Annotated in this window: 19 protein-coding genes; 11 read left to right on the forward strand and 8 right to left on the reverse strand. The window is 58.8% G+C overall.

The features are described 5' to 3' along the window. Window positions 1-80: 80 nt before the first annotated feature. Window positions 81-1,949 carry a choice-of-anchor I family protein gene (locus B3Y70_RS05280; RefSeq protein ID WP_153740191.1) on the reverse strand — a complete coding sequence of 623 codons (1,869 nt, stop codon included), beginning with the start codon at window positions 1,947-1,949 and terminating at the stop codon, window positions 81-83. A gap of 157 nt (window positions 1,950-2,106) precedes the next feature. Continuing rightward, on the reverse strand, window positions 2,107-2,580 hold the full coding sequence (locus B3Y70_RS05285) for a Dps family protein (RefSeq protein WP_014422762.1): 474 nt from the start codon (window positions 2,578-2,580) through the stop codon (window positions 2,107-2,109). Between the two features lie 227 nt (window positions 2,581-2,807). Here B3Y70_RS05285 and B3Y70_RS05290 point away from each other — a divergent pair, with 227 nt between their 5' ends. Next, window positions 2,808-3,074 (forward strand): DUF2061 domain-containing protein, encoded by a 267-nt coding sequence (locus tag B3Y70_RS05290; RefSeq protein ID WP_153740192.1) that lies wholly within the window; start codon window positions 2,808-2,810, stop codon window positions 3,072-3,074. A gap of 33 nt (window positions 3,075-3,107) precedes the next feature. Here B3Y70_RS05290 and B3Y70_RS05295 read toward each other — a convergent pair whose 3' ends face one another. After that, window positions 3,108-4,547, reverse strand: coding sequence for a dihydrolipoyl dehydrogenase (locus tag B3Y70_RS05295; protein ID WP_153740193.1), 1,440 nt, complete (start codon window positions 4,545-4,547; stop codon window positions 3,108-3,110). Window positions 4,548-4,728: 181 nt separating this feature from the next. Here B3Y70_RS05295 and B3Y70_RS05300 point away from each other — a divergent pair, with 181 nt between their 5' ends. After that, window positions 4,729-5,400, forward strand: coding sequence for a LysE family translocator (locus B3Y70_RS05300; RefSeq protein ID WP_011786900.1), 672 nt, complete (start codon window positions 4,729-4,731; stop codon window positions 5,398-5,400). Here the strand turns inward: B3Y70_RS05300 and B3Y70_RS05305 are convergent. Next, window positions 5,345-6,397: a 3-deoxy-7-phosphoheptulonate synthase gene (locus B3Y70_RS05305; RefSeq protein WP_286896564.1), complete on the reverse strand. Its 1,053-nt coding sequence runs from the start codon at window positions 6,395-6,397 to the stop codon at window positions 5,345-5,347. The two genes, B3Y70_RS05300 and B3Y70_RS05305, sit on opposite strands and share 56 nt — an antisense overlap. Before the next feature lie 365 nt (window positions 6,398-6,762). Between B3Y70_RS05305 and B3Y70_RS05310 the strand changes: the two genes are divergently transcribed. After that, window positions 6,763-7,557, forward strand: coding sequence for a secretin N-terminal domain-containing protein (locus B3Y70_RS05310; RefSeq protein WP_288589332.1), 795 nt, complete (start codon window positions 6,763-6,765; stop codon window positions 7,555-7,557). On the opposite strand, the gene B3Y70_RS05315 is transcribed toward B3Y70_RS05310, so the two are convergent. Then, entirely contained in the window at window positions 7,558-8,064 is a 507-nt protein-coding gene (locus B3Y70_RS05315) for a DnaJ domain-containing protein (RefSeq protein ID WP_183577329.1), read from the reverse strand. 285 nt (window positions 8,065-8,349) lie between these two features. On the opposite strand from B3Y70_RS05315, the gene B3Y70_RS05320 reads away from it, so the two are divergent. Next, window positions 8,350-9,447, forward strand: coding sequence for an efflux RND transporter periplasmic adaptor subunit (locus tag B3Y70_RS05320; protein ID WP_022993128.1), 1,098 nt, complete (start codon window positions 8,350-8,352; stop codon window positions 9,445-9,447). Then, window positions 9,447-12,536 (forward strand): efflux RND transporter permease subunit, encoded by a 3,090-nt coding sequence (locus B3Y70_RS05325; RefSeq protein ID WP_014422768.1) that lies wholly within the window; start codon window positions 9,447-9,449, stop codon window positions 12,534-12,536. Before B3Y70_RS05320 ends, B3Y70_RS05325 begins: the two co-directional genes overlap by 1 nt. 54 nt (window positions 12,537-12,590) lie before the next feature. Here the strand turns inward: B3Y70_RS05325 and B3Y70_RS05330 are convergent, their stop codons facing one another. Continuing rightward, on the reverse strand, window positions 12,591-13,556 hold the full coding sequence (locus B3Y70_RS05330) for a helix-turn-helix domain-containing protein (RefSeq protein ID WP_153740196.1): 966 nt from the start codon (window positions 13,554-13,556) through the stop codon (window positions 12,591-12,593). Between the two features lie 118 nt (window positions 13,557-13,674). Further along, window positions 13,675-15,333 (reverse strand): putative bifunctional diguanylate cyclase/phosphodiesterase, encoded by a 1,659-nt coding sequence (locus tag B3Y70_RS05335; protein ID WP_153740197.1) that lies wholly within the window; start codon window positions 15,331-15,333, stop codon window positions 13,675-13,677. A gap of 253 nt (window positions 15,334-15,586) precedes the next feature. On the opposite strand from B3Y70_RS05335, the gene B3Y70_RS05340 reads away from it, so the two are divergent. The 4 genes from B3Y70_RS05340 (at window position 15,587) to B3Y70_RS05355 (ending at window position 19,488) form a co-directional block, all read left to right on the forward strand. After that, window positions 15,587-15,898, forward strand: coding sequence for a DUF3301 domain-containing protein (locus tag B3Y70_RS05340; protein ID WP_023009553.1), 312 nt, complete (start codon window positions 15,587-15,589; stop codon window positions 15,896-15,898). 111 nt (window positions 15,899-16,009) lie between these two features. Next, complete coding sequence (locus B3Y70_RS05345; RefSeq protein ID WP_153740198.1) at window positions 16,010-16,936, forward strand: esterase/lipase family protein; 927 nt, start codon at window positions 16,010-16,012, stop codon at window positions 16,934-16,936. Between the two features lie 7 nt (window positions 16,937-16,943). Next, the gene (locus B3Y70_RS05350) at window positions 16,944-18,026 is read left to right on the forward strand and encodes a lipase secretion chaperone (protein WP_153740199.1); all 1,083 of its coding nucleotides are present in this window, start codon (window positions 16,944-16,946) and stop codon (window positions 18,024-18,026) included. A gap of 79 nt (window positions 18,027-18,105) precedes the next feature. Further along, a complete protein-coding gene (locus B3Y70_RS05355) occupies window positions 18,106-19,488 on the forward strand; it encodes a sensor histidine kinase (protein ID WP_206769444.1) in 1,383 nt (460 codons plus the stop codon). Here the strand turns inward: B3Y70_RS05355 and B3Y70_RS05360 are convergent. Continuing rightward, a complete protein-coding gene (locus B3Y70_RS05360) occupies window positions 19,421-20,080 on the reverse strand; it encodes a response regulator transcription factor (RefSeq protein WP_153740201.1) in 660 nt (219 codons plus the stop codon). The genes B3Y70_RS05355 and B3Y70_RS05360 overlap by 68 nt on opposite strands. Window positions 20,081-20,292: 212 nt before the next feature. Here B3Y70_RS05360 and B3Y70_RS05365 point away from each other — a divergent pair, with 212 nt between their 5' ends. Beyond that, window positions 20,293-21,612 carry a substrate-binding domain-containing protein gene (locus B3Y70_RS05365; protein ID WP_153740202.1) on the forward strand — a complete coding sequence of 440 codons (1,320 nt, stop codon included), beginning with the start codon at window positions 20,293-20,295 and terminating at the stop codon, window positions 21,610-21,612. Between the two features lie 124 nt (window positions 21,613-21,736). Next, a complete protein-coding gene (locus B3Y70_RS05370; protein WP_022993136.1) occupies window positions 21,737-23,032 on the forward strand; it encodes a pyridoxal phosphate-dependent aminotransferase in 1,296 nt (431 codons plus the stop codon). Window positions 23,033-23,079 lie beyond the last annotated feature (47 nt).

Here is a 23,079-nt window from a genome sequence, read left to right on the forward strand (position 1 = left end):
GTAAACCTTATTCAGGACGGGTCACCGGACACAAAAAAGCCCCGCCATGAAGACGGGGCTTTTTTATTCCGGAAACTGAATTAATCAGTCAGTTCGAGTTTCACACGGTAGATCGCCGTGGTGCCGCTGACTTCGTTACCGGTGATGAGTAACGGCTCACCAGTAGGTGAGTCATCGGCGGCCACCACAGTGATGCTCTCCACGCCCAGATCCCCTGCGGTTTCGAGTACTGAAGCCGTGTCGACAGTGGTCCAGTCGTCACGGGTATTCAGGTAATCCACCTGAACCGGACTGGCAGGGTCCGTTACGTCGTAGACCAGAATACCGCCCATGCGCTCAAGGCCCAGAAAAGCAAAGGTTTTATTGCCGAACGTCGCCACAGTCACGGCTTCAGGTTCCGGACCTTTGGCGTCCGACCGGGAATCGAACGCCATGCCCTCGTCATGGGCGGAGTTGAAGTGGTCTGAGCAGGGAATAGAACGAGCCGTACCCAGACGACAGTCCTCACTGGCCAGGAACTGCTCGATCGCATCGCCGGAGTCCCATACCAGCTCACCGTCCTCATTCCAGATCGCCAGAGAACGCGTGCCGTAGGAGTACAGCTGGTCGTACATCAGAAGCGTGCCGTCCGGGTCTTCTGCACCCGACGCGTTGAACATGACAGGAGCACCATTTTCATCAACCCGGTAACCCTGCACCCAACTGATGTTGAGTCTTCCCAACTGGTCATCATCGCGACAGTCATTGGCTGCACCGGCTGTGGCACCGCAGTAATCGAAGACGGATGGATTCAACAGCGCACCTTCGGCCAGCGCAGTCAGTTGCGGTGGCATGTCGTCACCAATCCGGCGGGCAAAACCATCCGGATGTACCAGGTGTTTCACCCGCAACTCTTCGACAAAACCCCTGGAACTATCGCCATTCCAGTAGTCGGCGTCATCTTCACCCCAGGCCCTGGCATCACCCTCATTGGCCGTCACGATAAAGGTTTCACCATTTGCCTGGTAACTGTCGATGGCATCGGGATGGTAGATACCCGCCACACCCGGCCATCTCTGGATATTGATGACGCCGTCATCGTCCGAGGCATCAATACCCTGCCCCTCAACACCGTAATCCTTGAACCCCAGGGGTAAAATACCGGTGACCGTTGCCGCGCCGATATCCAGCTTCGCCAGGGCGTTGTTTTCCTGCAAAGAGACCCAGGCAGTGCGGCTGTCGGCACTGACGGTGATATATTCCGGTTCCAGATCCTGGGCTACGGTGGCCCCCGGGCCGTATATGCGAACACCCGATGCCTTCAGGGCGCCATCCTGGCTGTTGAAGGCCAGAAAATCGGCTGTCCGTACCGTGAGATTCCCCGGATTGGAAACATCAACCACATTGATCGACCCTTCCGGATCGATCTGGTAGTCATCGCTTGGCTCGCCTTCGTTTGCTGCCAGGACATATTGCCCATCCGGCGTAAAGGTCACCATATCCGGCTGCGCACCTACCTGGATACTGTCACGCAGCTGCAGGTCTGCAGCTCCAAATACCGCAACATAACCGGGGTCAGTTTTCGGATTCGATTCAACAGCAACCGCAACGAGCCCGTTTGCCACCGCCACACTGTTAACCACCGCATCAGCGGCAATGTCAGCAACTGTCAGCGTGTCGATTTTGGCTGGATTGACCGGGTCGCTCATATCCAGCACATCCACAGCCCCGGACAAGGCATTAACCACAAACGCCCTGCGACTGGCAGGGTCAAACGCCGTGATTTCCGCAGCAGACTCATCAAACTGTCCGGTGCTGTATCGACCGGCGAATTCGAGCGTCAGGCCAGTGACCTGAGCTTCCGGCGCCAGATCATCATCGTTGTCCGAGGAATTACAGCCGGATACCAGCACGGCGCTCACAGCGAGAACGAGCAATGACAGTTGAAATGGGTGCGATGTCTTGGGCACAGCGGGCTCCTTTGCTTATTTAATGATGCAAGAGCAAAGAAGGCTAGGCGACAGACGTGACGAACGCGGGAAAGGAAAGTGACAGTGCAGTGACGTTTCTGTGACAACTCCCCGGCCCGATGCCGGGCCGGGGAAAAGTCGGAGCATCAGCCGGAACTTACTGGCCCAGGTAGCTCCGGTACATCCATACCGTTTTTTCCTGCTGAGAGATATAGTCACTCATCAGTGCCACGGTACCTTCATCTTCTGCTTCACCGGCCAGGTTCAGCAGGCCACGCTGCTTGGCGATGAGCTTACCGAAACTCTCGACGATGTTACCCACCGCTTCTTTGCCATCAGATACGTCCTTGCGCTCCGGCACTTCGGACTTTTCAATGTAGGTGCTGTAGGCGTGTGCAGGACGATGGCCCAGGGTGAGAACCCGCTCGGCAATTTCATCAATCTTGAGCAGCAGGTCATCGTAGAGTTCTTCAAATTTGGCATGCAGCTCAAAGAAATTGTCACCCTTGATGTTCCAGTGATAGCCACGCACATTCATGTAGAAAATCTGGTAGTTGGAGAGCAGTTCGTTCAGTGCATCTGCCAGCTTCTGGGTTTTGTCTGTGTCGAGACCAATAAAATTCTTGCCCATGTTGAACCTCCTGATTCGTTTTGGGGTGTCATCTAACAGCTACTGTATGACAGCTCAGTGTCAGAACGAAAGTTTGGGTATTCAATATCGCTCATAGCAGAAACTTATACCACCAACCCTAAAATCATAGCTGAACCCTATCGAGAAAAATGTCACTTTCTATTTGGAAACAATTCTCGTTTGTCCTTAAATGGGGTTATAGGCATTCATCACGCGGAGTTGATTCCATGAGTACCCTGAAACTGTTTGTTCACAATCACAGCTCGAAGGGCGACCCGTCGTTTCTGAAAACGATCACCTTCGCGATTACCCACTTTACGGTGGCTTTTACCGTCGCGTTCCTGCTGACCGGGGACATTCTGATCGGCAGCCTGATCGCGATGGTCGAACCGGCCATTAACACCGTTGCTTACTTCTTCCATGAGAAGATATGGGCACGGCATCAGCGGAATACAACCGCCAATGCCATGAATCTAGCGCAAAACACGCTTTAATGACTTGCCCTCTGTCAAAGACGGAGGGTAAAGCTACACACCCGGCCCGCAATCCATGCAACCCTCCCCTGGCTCAGGGCCTATCCGGAGTTTCTTGCTCAGGTCTTTTATTGCGGTTCGCAGCCCCTCCTCAATCACCGGATGGTAGAACGGCATCTCCAGCATTTCGCTCACGGTCATTCGCTTTTGCACGCACCACGCCAGCAAGTGGGCAAGGTGCTCTGCAGCAGGCCCGAACATCTGGGCCCCCATGAACAGGCCGCTGCCGTGCTCGCCGTAGACCCGGAGCAGCCCCCGATTCTTGCCAATAACCTTGCTGCGACCCTGATCCTCAAACGACACCTCACCAACCGCAAAGCAGCCCTGGCAACGCTCATCCACCTGATGAATGTTCAGCCCCACCGAGGCAATCTGGGGCTCGGTGAACACCACCGCCATGGGAGTTTTTCTGCGGCCGGTTCGGACTTCCGGCCAGGCCCCTGCATTGTCGCCGGCAATCCGGCCTTCGTCTGCCGCCTCGTGCAGCAGGGGGCGGTCGTTGTTCACATCACCGGCAATGAAGATATGGCTGTCACCGCAGCGCAGGGTGAAGGGGTCAAACTCCGGCATGCCCCGTTCATCCAGTTCGATGCCGGCATTCTGGATATCCAGGTGATCAATGTTGGGTCTCCGCCCGGTGGCTGCCAACAGATAATCAAAGGTTTGCTGATGCTCCTTGCCGCCCTCGCTCCAGCTGATGCGAACCCCCTCCTCGATGCGTTCAACACGCCGGGTATCGGCTTTCGGGCTGATGGCAAACTCTTCACGGAAGGTGTCCAGCGCATACTCCCTCACCTTCTCATCCTGAATACCGCCAATGCCGCCGCTGACGCCAAACATGCGGACCTTTACGCCCAGCCGGCTCAATGCCTGACCTAATTCGACCCCAATCACTCCCGGGCCGAACACCGCCACCGAAGACGGCAGATCCCGCCAGTCGAACACGTCATCGTTGACCACCAGTCGGTCTTTCGCTTCTTTCAGAATGCCCGGGATGTTGGGGCGGGAGCCGGTGGCAATAACAATCCGGCCCGCGGTGACCTCGGTATGATCACCCACGACAAGACGATGACTGTCAACAAATCGGGCATGCCCCATCAACCGGTGTTCCTGCGGCAGCGATTCCATGGACCGCACCACCGGTGCCACAAAGCGATCGCGCTCTTCACGCACTCGCGCCATCACAGCCGGACCATCAATGCGCACATCGCCCGGAAGCACACCGAACGCTTCCGCCTGCCTCACCTGATGGGCCCTTTCCGCGGCGGCAATCAGCAACTTGCTGGGCATGCACCCTACCCGGGCACAGGTGGTGCCGTATTGATCACCCTCAATCAACACAATCCGGTCGGTGGCCCTGCGGGCGCGCTGATAGGCGACCATTCCCGCCGTACCCGCACCGATAACCGCTACATCCACTTCTCGCTTGTCCATCCTGCCTCCTGGAGACTGACTGAAATTTCAGGTGGTTTGGGCTATTAAACTTAAGGAGCCTTTCGGTAAAGTATAGAAAGCTTATTATCCGCTGACAGGGGAATCACAGAAAAAATCCCTGTGGTTACTGGCTGCAGGCGCAACAACCCAAGCACAATTGCAAACACGCGGGAGAATGAATGTGCAGAATTACTGGCTGGAGTTTCTGACCGTTGCCCTGGTGCACCTTTTGGCGGTGGCCAGCCCCGGGCCGGATTTTGCAGTCATGCTGCGCCAGGCACTGACCCAGGCCCGGCGCAATGCCCTGCTGACCGCCATGGGCATTGGCATCGGCATTCTGCTGCATGTGGGCTATTCGCTGCTGGGTATCGGGCTGATCATCCAGCAATCGGTAATGCTGTTTACCGTGCTGAAAGTGATTGGGGCCGTGTATCTGCTCTATATCGCCTGGCACTGCCTGCGGGCCAAACCCGGAGCCATTCACGTGCAAGCGAACGGCGGGCAGGCCCAGACTGGCTGGGCGGCGTTCCGGCTCGGGTTTTTAACCAACGCCCTCAATCCCAAGGCCACCCTGTTTTTCGTGTCCCTGTTCTCCGTCATCATCAATCCAGGCACGCCGGTTCTGCTGCAGGCCGGATACGGCATCTATATGGCCCTGGCCACCGGCCTGTGGTTTGCCATGGTAGCGGTGTTCTTTACCCACCCCCGTGTCCGCCGGGGGTTCAACCGGTTCGGACACTGGCTCGACCGGACCATGGGGGGCATTCTGGTATTGCTGGCCGGGCAACTGCTGCTGTCTACAGTGAGCGGATCAGAGTCTCCGTCTGTTCCCAGCCCAGGCATGGATCGGTAATCGAGCACCCGTAGACCAGCTCTTTGCCGTCGTCCTGGCGGCCGAATTCCAGGAAGCTTTCCAGCATCAGGCCCTTGATGTGCCGATTGCCGTTACGCTTCTGCGCCATCACTTCCCGGGCGATGTCCACCTGCCGCTCGGCCTGCTTGCAGGCGTTATCATGGCTGCAGTCCACCATCACCGCCGTTGATACGCCGGCTTTTTCCAGCTCTGCCACCGCTTTGGCAATGCTCAGTTCATCGTAGTTGGTCACACCCCGGCCACCGCGCAGAACCAGATGAGTATCCGGATTGCCGGCGGTGGAAATCATCACCGGTGCGCCGCTATGGGAGATCCCCATGTGGTGGTGCGGGTGCGAGGCCGACTTCATGGCGTGGCTGGCCACGGTAATGCCACCATCGGTGCCGTTCTTGAACCCGGTAGGCATGGGCAGGCCGCTGACCATTTCCCGGTGAATCTGGGATTCGGTGGTACGGGCGCCGATCGCGGTCCAGCTTACCAGGTCCCCCAGGTAATCCATCATGAACGGGCTCAGGGCTTCGGTGGCGAGCGGCAGGCCGAGCTCGGACAACGCCAGCAACAGCTTGCGGGAACGCTCCAGACCCTGTTTCAGATTGCCCTGACCGGTGCGTTCCGGATCGTACAGAAGGCCTTTCCAGCCCACCGTGGTACGGGGTTTCTCCAGGTAGGCGCGCATGACAATCAGGAAACGGTCACTGACTTCGTCTGACAGTGCTTTCAGGCGGGTGGCGTAATCCAGGGCAGCCTGCTCGTCGTGAATGGAGCAGGGGCCCATCACGATCAGGGTGCGGTCGTCCTGACCGTGCAGCACGGCGCGGATCTGATCACGGTAACCGGCAATGGCCCGCACCTGTTGCTCATCGGCAGGAAACTGCTGGCGCAACTCGGCGGCGGTGGGCAGTCTCGCTTCCTGGCGGTGCTGGCAGGCGCTTGAGGCTTGCGCATCCAGTGTTTCAGATTTCAGCGGCATGTTCATGTCTGTGTTCCCGTTTCCCTGTGTCAGAATCAAAAAAGCCCCGGCTGGGCTACCAGTCGGGGCTTTTCGGAGTCCGGTGGCAGCCTGGGTTGCTTGCCGGGCTGCCTTCCTCGTTGTATTCGGTCGATGAAGATCTTATGGGCGGCCCGGGCTCTGGCTAAAATAAAAGCCATAACCAAACCACCAAAAATACACAGCAGAGCCTGCGGCCTTCAGTTTTTCACCGAAAGCTTTCAGAACATTCAATTGACAGGCTGCGTGTAAGGTCTTCATGCTTTTCACTATATACCTACGGTTTTAACGATGGCAACCCGCAAAACGGATTATTTAATGCGGGCATGGCCGTCATGGCTCTGGAGGCCTGCATGCGAAACACCGAGCACCGCTCCGTTCTCTGGCTGATGACTGCCCTGTTTCTTGCGATGTTAACGGCTTCCACCGTCGTTTGGGCACAATCAGAAGCCAGGGTCTATGAGCTGAACAACCGAACGGCCGACGACATTGCGCTACAGATTCGCGAACTTTACCAACAGTCGCCGGTCACGGTGACGGCACGCGGACAACAACTGGTGGTCCGTGGCGAACCCGCACTGCTGGACGAAATCGGAACACTGGTGCAATCGATGGATGTGCCGCCGGTACAGATGAGGATCAGCGTACGCTACCGTCAGGACATCGGCGGCAAACAATCCGGAGGCGGCGTCAGCCTCTCGAACGGCTCGGCCGGCGCCAGCGTCGAACGCCGCACCATCAGCACCAATTCAACCCGTGAACGTCAGTTGATCGTGCAGGATGGCCAGTCAGCCCACATTACCTCCGGCAATGTGCGAACCTTGCAATTTGCCGTTAAGGGTGGGCGCAACCCCGCCGCCATACTGCAGCAGGTCGAAACCCGAAGCGGCTTTGTCGTAAGCCCCCAGGCCATCTCGAGCCAGGCGGTAGAGCTGAGTATCGTGTCCTTTGAGGAAGACCCCGCCGCACTGCCCGGCTACGAAACCGAAGCCCTGATGACCATCCGGCGGGTCGAGCCGGGCCAATGGGTCAGCCTCGGAGGAACTCGCACCTCCATGAATCAGGAGCAGCAAGGCATCACCTACCGTGTGAACGGCAAGCGTGCAGAAAACCTGTCCATCGACGTCAAAGTGGAAATTCTGCCCTGATCAGGCCTGATTACGCTTGCCCAGCAAGACATCTCGGGCCTCATTGAGCTTGGCGGCCAGGTAATCGTTGCCGCCGCGGTCCGGGTGCACCTTCAACATCAGTTTGCGGTGGGCAGCGGTCACCTCCTCACGGGAGCAACCGGGGTTAACTCCCAGAATATCGCAGGCTTCCTGCGTGCTCATTGGCCCCCGGGTGGCAGCCCGATCGCCCCCGGCATTTGCATGGCGCGTCGAGTCATTACCGGATGAATCGCCCATGGCCTTGCGAAACATCGGCGCATAACGCAGTAGTGCCGGCACCTTTCTCAACAGGGGAATAAGAGCGGCAATACCGGCCGTGATCACATGCACCCGGCCCGTCAGCACCATGAACAGCAACAGCGCACCGCCAGCCACCAGAATGACTTTCCAGATTGCCGCCTTCTGCCCTTCCGGCGACAGCGCGCCCCATTTTTTCAGGATCACAAATACAGCGGCAGCCAGGGCCAGGCCGAGAATCAGTTGCATCGATGTTAGTCCTGTATTCCTGCTGTCGAAAAGCGGGAGTCCGAAATACGCCCGGATACTATAATCCACCCCGGACACACCAGCGTAACCTGTCCGCAGTATTTATACTGTTTGTTGAATGCAAACGGGTGACAAATAGAAACAGCTTTTGTAGCATCCTATTCGTTAAATTGAACTGATGCTCTATTACATTGTCCCCGTGCCCTGATTTGCAAGGACAGCTGTCAGCCTTCCCTTCCGGGCGACTTTATCAGATTCAGGAAATTCACTCCCAGGAACAGACTTATGCGCACTGCTTCCCGTTTCGTCATCGTTCTCCTTTTTCTCGGCGTCGTGCTGGGTGGAATCTTTGGTTACAAGTTCTACCAGTTCGGCCAGATGAAAGAAATGATGTCCCAGCCACAGCCGCCAGCCATCATTTCTGTGACCAAAGCAACTACCGAAAACTGGCAGCCGGCGATCAAGGCTGTCGGCAGCATCACTGCTATCAACGGCATCGAAGTGGCCAACGAAGTGCCCGGTGTGATTGAGAGCATTGGCTTTGAGTCCGGCGATACCGTCAACAAGGGCGATGTTCTGGTGCGCCTGGATGCCGCCATCGACGAAGCAGCGCTGCGCACACGGCGGGCAGAAGCCCAACTGGCAGAACAGGAATTCAAGCGGGTTTCGGATCTGCTGCCGAAGCGGGCCGTGTCTCAGTCCCAGTATGATGAGGCCAAGGCCAATTTCGATGCCGCCCGAGCCCGTGTCAACGAGGCCGAAGCTCAGCTCAACAAGAAGGTGATTCGCGCGCCCTTCGACGGCAAGCTGGGTATCCGCATGGTGGATCAGGGTCAGTACGTTGCCACCGGCACACCGATCGTCGAGATCAACATGCTGAACCCTATCTATGTGGACTACACCCTGTCCGAGAAATTTCTGCCGGACGTGGATCAGGGCTACCCGGTATCCGTGACGGTCGCTGCTGTGCCGGACCAGTCCTTCGAGGGTGAGGTGAGCGCTATCAACACCTCGGTAAACCCGGAAACCCGTACCGTGCGTATACGCGCCACCCTGGATAATGAAGAAAACCTGCTGCGCCCCGGCATGTTTGCCACCATTCAGACCGGTCAGCCCCGGGACAATGAAGTGGTTACCCTGCCGCGCACCGCCATTTCCTACAACACCTACGGCAATTTCGTGTATGTGGTTGAAGAAAACGACAACGGTGAACTGATTGTCAGCCGCCGCACCGTCACCACGGGCGAAGTCCGTGATGGCCGCTCAGCCGTGCTTTCCGGTCTGGAAGAAGGCGAAACGGTCGTCGCCAAGGGCCTGCTGAGGCTGCGCGCGGGCCAGCGTGTTGAAATCCAGGACGAGTCCGGCCAGGAGGCGTCTGAGTAATGAAATTCACCGACATTTTTGTCCACCGGCCGGTTCTCGCCACGGTGGTCAGCCTGCTGATCCTGTTGATCGGCGCGCGGGCCGCCATGGAGATGGAAATCCGGCAGTATCCGGAGCTGGAAAGCACCACGGTGACCGTCTCCACGGCTTACCCCGGCGCCAGTTCGGACCTGATCAAGGGCTTTATCACGACTCCGCTGCAGCAGGCCATTGCGGAAGCCAGCGGCATTGATTACCTGACGTCCACCAGTTCCCAGAGCGTATCGACCATTCAGGCCAAGATGATCCTGAACTACGACGCCAACGATGCCCTGGCAGAGATCCAGGCCAAGGTGGCCAGCCAGCGCAACGTGTTACCGGCGGAAGCCGAGGACCCGGTGATTACCTCTACAACCGGCGACAGCACGGCACTGATGTACATTGCCTTTTACAGCACCGAGCTGGATGTCCCCCAGATTACCGATTATCTGACCCGGGTGGTGCAGCCCAAGCTGCAGGCGCTGGCCGGCGTGGGCAAGGCTGAACTGCTGGGCCGGACGTTTGCCCTGCGTATCTGGCTGGACCCGGAGCGTCTCGCCGCCGTGGATATGACCCCGGTCGAGGTGGCTGCCAAATTGCGGGCCAACAACTATCAGGCCGCGGTGGGTAAGACCCGCGGCAAGTACACCGAGGTCAGCCTGACCAGCGACACCGACATCGCCGACCCGGACGCCTTCCGGAACCTGGTGGTTAAACAGTCAAACGGCACTCTGATCCGCCTGCAGGACATTGCCCGGGTGGAGCTGGGCTCCCAGACCTACGACAGCCTGGCGCTGTACAAAGGCCAACCAGCCACCTATGTGGCCATTGAGCTGGCACCAGGAGCCAACCCGCTGACGGTGGCTGAACTGGTCAAGGCAGAACTGCCGGATATCGAGAGTCAGTTACCCAGCGGCCTGAATGTGCGCCTGGCCTACGACGCTTCCGACTTTATCGACGATTCCATCAACGAGGTTATCCAGACCTTGCTGGAAGCCATGATCATCGTACTGGTGGTGGTTTTCCTGTGCCTGGGTTCGGTTCGAGCCTCAGTGGTGCCATCTGTAGCGGTTCCGCTGTCCCTGATCGGTGGCGCCTTTGTCATGCTGATGTTCGGCTTCTCCCTGAACCTGCTGACGCTCCTGTCTATGGTGCTGGCCATCGGCCTGGTGGTAGATGATGCCATCATCATGGTGGAAAACGTGCACCGGCATATTGAACAGGGCGAATCCCGGTTCGATGCTGCCATCAACGGTGCCCGGGAAATGGCGACCCCAATCATCGCCATGACCACCACCCTGGTTGCGGTTTATGCGCCCATCGGCTTTATGGGAGGTCTCGTAGGCTCACTGTTTACCGAGTTTGCCTTCACCCTGGCCGGCACCGTGGTCATTTCCGGTATTGTTGCACTGACCCTGTCACCCATGCTGTCTGCCAAGGTACTCAAACCCCACGGCGACCCGGGCCGCTTTGAAAAGGTTGTCGAAAAGAGCTTCAACGGTCTGGCAAACGGTTACAAGGCAGCGCTGGCGTCATTGATGCAAACCAAGTCCGTCGTGGTGTTCTTCGCCTTTGTGGTACTTGGATCCATCTACTTCATGTTGATGATGAGTCAGAACGAACTGGCCCCCACCGAAGACCAGGGCATCCTGTTCTATCAAGGCCTGGGGCCCGAGACCTCCACCCTGGACTACCTGTACGACCACGGTCAGGAAGTGCAGAACCGGATGTCTGAGGTGCCGGGTTACAGCGAAGACTTCATGATTCTGGGCATCACCAGCCCCAACGCCGTCTTCGGTGGCTTCAAGCTGGCGCCCTGGAGCGAGCGGGAGATTACCCAGTTCGAGGTTCAGCCCAAGCTGGATGCTGAACTGAAAAAGGTCACCGGGCTGCAGACCGCGGTATTCCCCCGGCCGTCCCTGCCCGGCTCCGGCGGCGGCCTGCCGTTCCAGTTTGTCATCACCACCGGCGGCAGCTATGAACAGCTGGACCAGGTGGCGGATGAAATGCTGGGCAAGGCCATGCAGAGCGGTAACTTCATGTTCCTGAAGAAGTCCATCAACTTCGACAAGCCGGTTACCCGCATTAATGTTGATCGTGATCGCGTGGCCGATCTGGGCCTGTCAATGCAGGATGTTGGGCAGTCCCTGGCCAGCATGCTCAGTGGCGGCTACATCAACCGCTTCAACATGGAAGGCCGTTCATACCAGGTGATTCCACAGGTGGATGACCAGTTCCGCCCGAGCAAGGAAGCCCTGCAGGACTACTACATCCGTGCCGGCAACGGCGAACTGGTGCCGCTGTCCAGCGTCGTGAGCTTTACCGAGGAAGTGGAGCCGTCGAACCGCACTCAGTTCAACCAGCAAAACTCGCTGACCCTGGAGGGCGTGGTGATGCCGGGCGTGGCGGCAGGCACCGCCATGGAGTTTATGGAGCAAACCGCCAGCGACGTCTTCCCTCAGGGTTTCAGCTACGACTACACCGGGGAAACCCGCCAGCTGGCCACCCAGGGCAGCGCACTGATGGTGACCTTCTTCCTGTCATTGCTGGTGATCTATCTGGTCCTGGCCGCGCAGTTTGAAAGCTGGCGCGACCCGATCATCATTCTGGTATCGGTTCCCATGTCGGTAGCCGGGGCCATGGCGTTCATCGTACTGGGCTTTGCCACCATGAACATCTACACACAGGTGGGGCTGATTACGCTAATCGGGGTGGTCTCCAAGAACGGCATCCTGATTGTGGAATTCGCCAATCAGTTGCAGAAAGAGCGGGGCTTGAACAAGGTCGATGCGGTCATCGAGGCGGCGGCTATCCGCTTGCGCCCGATTATCATGACCTCTCTGGCATTGATCTTCGCCATGGTGCCTCTGCTGATTGCCATCGGCCCGGGTGCGGAAAGCCGGTTTGCTATCGGCCTGACCATCAGTGCTGGTCTGGGCATTGGTACCCTGTTCACGGTGTTTGTGCTGCCGGCGTTCTACATTTTGCTGGCCCGTGACCACCATGGCTCGGCAGCCGATGAATACGGCAACGACGAAGAGTCATCACAGGTGCCGGCGGGCAACCACTAACCCCGCACAGCAACACAAAAAAGCCCGGCATGGCGTCATGTCGGGCTTTTTTTGTCAGGAAGCAACGATCCTGTCCGGCGCTTCCAACGCTGCCTCTCCCGTCTGCAGACGGCGGCGCCACTGGACGGTCTCGCTGGGCAACTCACCGAAATGTTCCCGGTACAGCGCAGCAAACCGCCCCAGATGTGAAAATCCCTCATCGGCGGCGTACCAGGAAATATGGGGCACATCACACTGGCAATCCACCAGCCTGCGCCGTACCCGGATCAACCGACAGCGCTGGTAGAAACGGTAGGGGGTCATTCCGGTTTCCCGCTTCATCAGATAATACAGATTGCGCTCGCTGACCCCGGAATGGTTTGCCAGCTCCTGCAAATCGAACTCCCAGGCGGGCTCCATGCGGATTTTGTCGATAACCCGAAGAAGCCGGCGATCGAGCTCTGGGGGCGTTTCGTTGGGTTCACAACCACCCTCTCGGGCGATGTTGTCCAGTTCGTCAAACAGGCTGTCGGCCGCAGCGCAGGCATCGTTGTGATCCTGGAAGAAGTTGGAGCGCAACAGAAAGTGATTCACCCGTTCCGCCATCCAGGCTAACACCCTCTGCCCTGGCCTGGCGCTGCCGCACCATTGTTCCGGGTTTAACAGAATCAGCCGGGACTGCCCGCAGGCGCGCACGGAAATTGCCTGGCTGGAGGTGATGGCGGCCATCGGGAAAGCCGGCTGTCCGCAATCGCCATTCACCAATACATCGCACTGCCCCGATACCGGCACCACCAGCAATGTCCCAGGCAGTCCGCACAGATGCACCTCGGCATCCTGGGCCAGATCCAGGGCACACACGACCCCACGATCAACACTCAGGGAAGACAGCGACCCAGCAACAGTTTGCGGCCGCTCAAGAGTGAGACCAACGTCATCACAGGCCAGCAACTCACGGATAGCCGCCTGCCATTCGCCGGCTGCAGCGCGATTGAGTCGAAGGTAGGCATCCAGATCCGGTTTGGCAGTGAGATTGCGCATACAGCGTGAACAGGCAGTGAGTGAGCTTGCTGTTTTAAGCCAGCGTGCCGCAAACCCCTAGCCAAATCTTGCAAAACGGCAAGAAACGGGACGGAGTTTGCCTGTTAATTGATTCTTATCAATCCAGTGGCAGCTCATCCAGGGGGGACGGCCGGGCCATCAGGTAGCCCTGGCCACGGTGACAGTTCAATTCCTGGAGCTTGCGTTTCTGAATCTCGGTCTCGATGCCCTCCGCTACCACCTCCAGACTCAGCGCCTCGGCGATGGCCAGAATGGCTGACACAATCCGTGAATCCCTGCCGTCCTGCCCCAGCCGCTGGACGAACTGCTGATCAATCTTGAGCACGTTTACAGGTAAAGCATGCAGATACGCCAGCGAGGAATATCCGGTACCAAAGTCGTCAATGGCAACCACCACCCCCTTGTCACCAAATTCCCGGAGTTTGTCCAGGCAACGGCGTGACAGGTTCATCAGGTGGGTTTCAGTAATCTCGATTTCCGGCTGCCAGCCCGCCTGCCGAACCCGCTCGAAGAATGGCTCCAGCAATCCATCCAGTCGGCCATCGGCAATCTGTCGGGCAGAAATATTGATGGCCAGGCGTCGACCTCGGCCATGATCGACAGCACAAGCCTCCAGATCCCGACGGATGCATCGGATCAGTTGCTCGGTCAGTTCGTGAATGTGCCCGCGCTGCTCGGCCACCGGGACAAACTCTCCCGGTGATACTGACCCCAGCTCAGGGTGCTGCCAGCGCAGCAGAGCTTCCATGCCGGCCATGGCGCCGGTGGCGAGATCGTACTGGGGCTGGTACACCACCGAGAATTCCTCCGGCGCCACCTTCAGGGAAGCCACAAGGGCTTCGGACAGCCGTTGTTGCTGCTGGCCATGCTGGATTTCGCTCGCACTGTAGATCCGGTAGCAGGCCCGCCCGGCCAGTTTCGCGGTATACATGGCCCGGTCGGCATTCTGCAGCAATTCACCCGCGGTCTCGCCGTGATTCGGATAGATAGCGGCGCCCACCGAGGCGGAGAGAAAATATTCCCGGTGCTCCACCATCACGGGTGCCCGGAACACATGGGTCATGCGCTCACACACCGCTTTCAGTTGATCTTCGGTATCCAGTTCGATGATGGCGGCAAACTCATCCCCCGATAGCCGGGCAATCACATCGCCCTTGCGAACCACGGCCTGGATACAGGCCGCAGCCTGTTGCAGCACCCGGTCGCCACAATCGTGGCCATGCAAGTCGTTCACAGACTTGAAAAAGTCCAGGTCGATATAAAGCACCGCAAACAGATCAGCGGTGTCTTTACGCTGGTTGACCCGGGCCTTCAGGAATTCCTGGAACAATGAACGGTTGGGCAGTTCCGTGAGGGGATCATAATAGGCCAGGGTCGCCAGTCGTTCCTCGCTGGCAGCCAGCTCACCCACATCCATGAACACACCGGCGTACAGGCGCTTGCCCTGATAGTCCACCGGGTAGATGGTCAGCCACTGGGGATAGTTCTCGCCGCTCTTGCGCCGGTTCCAGATCAGGCCTTCCCATCGACCGCTCTCATTCAGGCTTTCCCACATGGCCTGATAGAACTCCGGCGAGTGCAGTCCGGAACTGAGCACCGACGGTGCCCGGCCCAGGACTTCTTCTGGGCGGTAGCCGGTCACGGCCTGGAACATCCGGTTCACATAGGTAATGACTGCGTCCGGAGTTGAAAGCATGATGGCTCGCGGATGATTATCCACCAGGGCTTTGAAGTCCTGTTCTGTCAACGCCTGCATACGCCAAATACCTTCCGTGCGCCGCCTGCTTCGAGCAGGCGCTTTGTTCCAGCATAAGCAGAAACCGTCGCAAACCTATCCATATTTTGCAAACACCCTTCGCTTTTGACAAAGGTGAAGCGTAGGATCCACTGTACGAGGGCCCAAAGCCCCGGCCCGGCAATTTCCTGAGCCGGCACAATAGGGTAGTCTGGCGATTCGCCGGGGTGGAGCCTCCACCCCTGTCGCAATCACCCACAGGATTCCCCGTGCCTTGACCCTAGCAACCCTCTTCTGGCTGTTTGTCGCCGGTTTCGCCATCTGGTACTGGTGGCGGGCCAAAGCCATCAAAGACTTTGTCTTGCAGGCTGCTCACCGGTACTGCAAATCCATGGACGTAATGCTGCTGGACGACGCCGTTTATCTGCGCGGACTCTGGTTCAAGCGCGATCAGAACGGAAAACTGCGAGTGTGGCGGCGTTTCCTGTTCGACTTCACCACCACCGGCGAAGAGCGTTACACCGGCCGTATCATCATGCTTGGCCAGAGCATCATTCACACCGAACTTGAACCGCACCGATTCTGACCGACTGTCACCGGAGCCGCCTCACCCAAATGGGCGATTACCGGCACCTGTGTTCGTCCGTGATACTCCCTGTTGCATGTCGACAACCAACAAAAACAACAGGAGTCATCTATGCGTTTTGCCATGCCCATCCGGCTTGTGGCCGGAATTCTCATGCTGGTGTTCTCGGTACTGAGCCACGCCAGCTACACCCAGACCCGTCATCCGATTGTGCTGGTACACGGTGTAACCGGCTTCAACACTCTTGGCGGTCTGATCAACTACTTCCACACCATTCCCTGGAACCTTGAACGCAGTGGCGCAAAGGTCTATACCGCCAGCGTGTCCTTCGTGAACAGCAGCGAACAGCGTGGCCAGCAACTGGCCAATTACGTCAACAGCCTGGGCCACAGCAAGGTCAATCTGGTGGCGCACAGTCAGGGTGCCCCCACCTCCCGGGTGGCAGCGGCTCTGATTCCCCACAAGATTGCCTCGGTCACGTCGATTGACGGCGTAAACAAGGGCTCCAAAGTTGCTGACGTTATCCGGGGCATCATCCCTCCCGGCAGCTATGTTGAAGGGGGCGCCGACGCCATTGCCAACGCCCTGGGCGGACTGATCAATGCCCTGTCCGGAGCCAGCAACTCCCAGGATGGTATTGCCGCCCTGGAAACCCTGACCACTCCGGGCACCACCAGCCTGAACGACGCCCTGGGTTGGAAAGGGGTTAATCGTAATGCCTGCGCGGGTACCAGCGAAGATGTCTGGATCAGTGGCCAGAAGATCAAGTTTTTCTCCTGGACCGGACGCGCCGTATGGACCAACGTGTTCGACATTACCGATCCGTTCCTGGGCGTGACCTCCCTGGCCTTTGGCAGCGAGCCCAATGATGGTCTGGTCGGCGTCTGCGCCACCATGATGGGCAATGTCATCGGCACCCACTACGACATGAACCACGTTGATGCCATCAACCATCTGCTGGGCGCCCGTTCTCTCTGGACCAACCCGGTCTCACTCTACCGCAGCCAGGCCAACCGTCTGAAAAACCGCGGTCTGTGAGGTGGTTATGAAGCACCAGTCCACCCGGAAACTGCGGTGGCCGCTTCCCGTTGCCCTGCTGGCCATTATGGCCAGCAGCGGCCTCTGGTACTGGCAGGCACCGGATTCAAAACCCAGGCCAGACCCGGCAAAAACCTTTGCCAGTGCGCCTGCTGTCACGCCACCGGCGGTCACCCAGGCATCGGCCCCGGTTCCTTCCAATAAGGAACCGCCACACCAGACACCCGCCAGCCTTCCCGACCAGAACTTTGCCCGCTCCCTGGCCGGCACGGATATCGACGGCGCCCTCAAGGCAGACGGCAACGGCGAGTTGATTCTGGACCTTGGCGTTCGCGACTTCTTCGATTACTTCCTGAGCGCCGTGGGTGAAGTCTCACCGGAGGCCGCCATCGGACAGATTCAGTCCCTGGCCCGCAACTATCTGCCGGAACCGGCCGCCAGCGATGCCATGGTACTGCTCGACCAATACCTGGCTTACAAGCAGGCTGCGTTACAGCTGATGCAGACGGAACTGGATCCGAGCCGACAACACGACCCTGGCTACCAGCTAACCGCCCTCGGCGATGCCCTGAGCAGCCTGAAACAACTGCGCCGTTCGACCTTCAGCCCGGACGCACATCAGGCGTTTTTCGGCGAGGAAGAGGCCTACAGCGAGTACACCCTGGCGGCCATGAGTATCCAGCAGCGGGAAGATCTTTCCGATCAAGGCAAACAGGCGCTGATTGAATGGCACCGCAAACAGCTGCCGGAGTCGCTTCAGGCAACCGAGCAACGACTGCAGAGCGAAACCCGCGAGCATCAGGCCCGACTGTCTGCCCTGGAGAATACCGAATCACCGGAAGCCGCCGGCCGGAAGCTGGTGGAGCTGGGCATGGACCCGGAAAGTGCCGAAGGGGTCGTCAGTTACCTCAAACAACGTGAAAGTTTTGATCAGCAGTTTTCCGAGTTCGAACAGGCTGTTGACGCCGAGGATCTGGAAGGCCTGGCCGGAGCAGATCGTCAGAAACACAAGGATGCCCTGCTGGAGCAATACTTCCCCGATGAACAGAGCCGAACCTGGGCCCGACTCAGAATGCTGAACCAAAGCTGACCACTCTGTGCTCTGGCTCCCGAAATCCGGAGCCAGAGCGTTCTAGAATCGGAGCTTGTGTTCCGTGGATATCCCGACCATGACGGCCGAACAAATCCAACAGCAACAGGCCAGAGGCTTCCAGACCCTGCGTTTTGTGCCGGCACTGGAAGCCGACTACCGCAAAGCGCGTTCTGCGTTAATCCGCCAACGGGCGAGACTGGCATCTATCGCTGGTCTGCTGCTCTTTCTGGTGTACGCCCTGGTAGACCTGATGACCCTGCCAGCCGAGCTGGCCCGTTTCACGGCTGGAATAAGACTGGCCATTACCTGCCCGATCATCGCCCTGGTTCTCTGGCTAGCCCACCGGAAAACCCCCAACGACCTCCGCTTCGAGCGCCTGTATGTGTTTGCCTATATCGCCGGAGGCCTGAGCGTCATTGCCATTATCCTGGCTGCCCGCTGGCACAGCTACCCCCTGCCTTATGAGGGCATGATACTCATGCTGATGTTCGGGTACTTTGCCATGGGACTGCCGTTTGTCTCCGCATCGGTGGCGTCCTTTGTTCTGGTGTGGGCCTACCTGCTGGCCGAGCTCTGGGCCGGCAACCCCGCCACCGCCACCCTCACCAATCTGTTTTTTCTGATGACGGCGAATGTCATCGGTATGGTGGGCGCCTGGATCAGCGAGTACCGTCACCGGGCCCACTTTCTCGACCGCCAGTTACTGGATCTGTTACACCAGTCCGCCAGGGACGAAAGCCGTCGGAAAACCGAGCTGATTACCGCGGCCAGCCATGATCTTCGCCAACCCCTGAATGTCATCGACCTGACGCTGGAAACGCTGCAACCTGAACGCGAACACTCCGAGGTGATGAATCAGCTTCGTGATACCGTGGGCCAGCTCCGTAATCTGCTGGGAACGGTGTTCGACAGCGCCCGACTGAACGAGGGCATGATTCAGCCGGAGCTCCAGCCTGTGCAACTGAACCATACGTTGCAGGAGCTTGAAGATCTGCTGTCAGACACCTTGTCCCGTCGCGACATCCGCCTGGACATTGCCCCGGCCGAGCCCGGGCTGGCCTTGACCGCGGATCCCAGCTTGCTGTTGCGAGTATTGCAGAACCTGGTCATCAATGCCGCCGACCACAGTGGTGGCCAGCGCATTCAGGTCAACACGGTCACCACCGGGAACTGGGCCCGCATCCGGGTGTGCGATGACGGGCGTGGGCTGCCGGAAAGTCTGCACACACAGGTCTTCGACCCCTACATCCGTGCCGGTGCCAGCCACCAGGCGGGGCTCGGGCTGGGCCTGACCATCGTGCGCGAATTCTCCCGGCTCATGGGCGGGCAATGTGGAACCGAATCATCTTCGGGCCGGGGAGCGGTATTCTGGGTGGCACTGCCGATTGCTGTTACAACCAGCCCAGGGCCCGGGCCCGGTTCACGCATTCAGTCCGATTGTGCACCCCCAGTTGGGTAAAGATCGCTTTCAGGTGGGTTTTGACCGTGTGTTCGGTCAGGCCCAAGCTCTGGCAGATGCGTTTGTTGGGAAACCCCTGGGCGAGGAGCGTCAGCACTTCGAGCTGACGTGGTGTTAACGGGGTCTCCGACACCAGAGGCGCCATACCCCCGGGGAAATAGCCCTGCCCCCGCCGTACCGATTGCATCATACGAACCAGTGCCGCCCGGCCGGCCGATTTGGCCAGAAACCCCGCCGCCCCGGCCGTTCGCACGGCCCTGACGGTGCTTTCGTCCTCACTGCTGGAGATAATCACCACCGGCGGGGTGTTCCGCAAGCCAGCCAGACGCGGCAACAGCGAAAGTCCGGCTTCTCCGTTAAGTGCCAGGTCAAGCAATACCAGATCGACCCCGGTGCCATGGACCAGTTGCTCGGCCGCGTCCTCCAGCGTGCCCACCGTGACCACCGAGAGCGCCAGTTCCTCCTGCCGGATCAGGCCCGCCAGCGCCTGCGCAAACAGGGCGTGGTCATCGACCAGCAAAACCTTCTCAAAGGCTGCGGTTCGATGATGTTCTTCCGAAGATGAGCCATGCCGGAGCGATGTCACATGCATGATAGTGCCCCGCTGTGTTTGTGTTTGTTTTTGTTACTGCGGACACCCCACTATAAGCCAGCAAGCCCGGCGCCTCAGCGGCCTGCTTAACACTTTATTACAAAAGTATTGAACCTTTCGCGCCAACTGATCTCGCCTGAAACATAAATGTCATATTTCTGAAGCATCCTTCCGGCATCACAACCATCTGATCTGAAAAGGTTTTCAACACGATGCCTGATTTCACAAGGAAGACCGCCGGCCACTGGCTGGCACTGCTTGCAAGCGCCAGTCTCTGCGCCAGCGCCTACGCCCATGAGCTGGAAATTCACGGCTCCAACACCGTCGGCGCCACACTGGCACCCATGCTGGTAAGCGGCTATCTGGCACAGCAGGGTAATGGGTCGGTCAGTCGCCGGGCTACGGGCACCGAGAACGAGCAGATTCTGCTGACCGAGACCGAACAGGGTCCCATCAGTGTTCTGGTGGCCGCCCACGGCTCCAGCACCGGCTTCCGCACCCTGGCCAGCGGTCAGGCGCAGATCTGGGCATCCTCCCGACCGGTCAAAGCCGCTGAGGCGGAACAGGTTCGCCAGAAGGCCGACCTGACGGCCCTTGAAAGTGAGCATGTCATCGCTATTGATGGCCTTGCCGTACTGGTGCACCCCGAGAACCCTATCAATGCCATGAGTATCGATACGCTCGGGCGCATTTTCGCTGGCCAGATTCGCAACTGGTCGGAACTTGGCGGGCCGGACCGGCCAATACGGCTCTACGCCCGGGATGATCGTTCTGGCACCTGGGATACCTTTAAATCCCTGGTTCTGGGTAAAAGCTACCGCCTGGACGAATCCGCCAAACGCTACGAATCCAACGACCAGCTGTCCGATGACGTGTCCCGCGATCCCGGTGGTATCGGCTTCTCCGGCCTGGCCTCGGTGCGCAACAGCAAACTGCTGGCGATTTCCGAAGGCAATGCCCCGGCCCTGAAACCGAATCAGCTCACGGTTGCCAGCGAAGACTACCCACTCTCCCGCCGACTGTTCATGTATACCATGGGAGATAGAACACCGACTTTCGCCAAAGGCCTGATCGACTATGCACTGGAAGAGGATGGCCAGAACCTGGTGGCCGAATCCGGGTTTATTTCCCAGAATCCGATCGCGGTAAAACCGGAATTCGACACCTCCGTACCAGAGAGCTTCCGGCGACTGACCAGCAATTACCAGCGCCTGACCGTCAATTTCCGCTTTGCCGAAGCCCGCACCAAGCTCGACAACAAGGCCCAGCGGGATCTGCTACGGGTGAAGCATTACCTGCGACAGCACAATCGCGACGCCAGTGATCTGCTGTTGATCGGTTTTGCAGATGCACAGAGTCACGAACTTCGGGCCCAGATGATTTCCGAGCTGAGAGCGTTGTCGGTGCGCAAGGCACTGGGCCAGGCAGGTGTGGCGAACGTCGCCTACACAGGTTATGGCCACTACATGCCCGTTGGCGGCAAGGGAAACCTGCGCAATGGCCGGGTAGAAGTCTGGATCAAGAACCCCTGACCAGCCGGGGATTCGACCAAAGTCTGCCTGCAGACTTCGGCAATCCCCTATCCGCACCCCCATCACAGATATGTTTGGGTTTCCTATACTGCCGTTGTCACCCTCCAACCAACAGACCGGGACAATGGACATAAAAAACGACCACCGTTACGCGATTAACCTGAACGTACGGGGCATCCAGCCCTCCGCCACCCTGCGCATCAACGAGCTCAGTAACCAGCTCCGTTCCGAAGGCAAGGACATCATCAAACTGGGGCTGGGGCAGTCGCCGTTCCCGGTACCGGATCGCGTGGTCGACGCCCTCAAGGAGCACGCCCACGAAAAGGACTATCTGCCGGTCAAAGGTCTGAAGGGCCTGCGTGAAGCCATCGCCGGCTACATCAACCGGAGCGAACGCATGCGCTGTACCTGGGAAGACGTGCTGATCGGCCCGGGCTCCAAAGAGCTGCTGTTCATGCTGCAGCTGGCCTACTACGGCGACCTGCTGATCCCGCGCCCGAGCTGGGTGTCCTACGCGCCCCAGGCCCGCATCATCGGTCGCTCGGTGCACTGGCTGCCGACCCACGCTGAGAACAACTGGCAGCTGACCGCCGAGGAACTGGACATTATCTGCCGGGACGACCCGTCGCGCCCGCGAATCCTGATTCTCAACTACCCGTCCAACCCCACCGGTTGCACCTACACCGACGACCAGCTGCTGGCCATCGCCAACGTGGCCCGCAAGTACAAGCTGATCCTGCTCTCAGACGAGATCTACGGAGAAGTGCACTTTGAGGGCAAGCACAAGTCCATTGCCCGCTACTACCCGGAAGGCACCATCATCAGCACCGGCCTGTCCAAGTGGGCCGGCGCCGGCGGCTGGCGCCTGGGCACCTTTATCTTCCCGCCCGAGCTGAGGCCACTGCAGGACGCCATGGCGATCATCGCCAGCGAAACCTACACGGCGACCAGCGCCCCCATCCAGCACGCTGCCATTGCTGCTTTCAATGGTGGTGAGGATATTGAGGAATATCTGGTTCAGTCGCGCCGGGTGCTGAAAGTGGTGGGTGAATACATGCATCGCCGTCTGACCGACATGGGCGCGGTGGTTCAGAAGCCCGAAGGTGCGTTCTACCTGTTCCCGGACTTCTCCGGTTTCCGCGACCAATTGGCCCGCAAGGACATCAAGACTTCCCAGGCCTTCTGCACCGCCCTGCTGGAGAATACCGGCGTCGCCATCCTGCCCTCCAGTGATTTCGGCTTCGTGCCGGATCACCTGGGCGCCCGCCTGGCGTTTGTCGATTTCGACGGTGCCGCGGCCCTGAACCTGGCCGGTGGCGATTACGCCGACCAGGAGCTGGATGACAGCTATATCCAGCAGGCCTGCCCAAGACTGGTGCTGGCCATGGATAAAATGGAGAAGTGGCTGAACAGCCTGTAAGCCTGCCGTGCTAGACTTGCACCCTCACAGTTTCAGAAACCGCGGGG

This window comes from Marinobacter sp. UBA5687 (genome assembly GCF_002420325.1).
GTDB classification, from domain to species: domain Bacteria; phylum Pseudomonadota; class Gammaproteobacteria; order Pseudomonadales; family Oleiphilaceae; genus Marinobacter; species Marinobacter nauticus.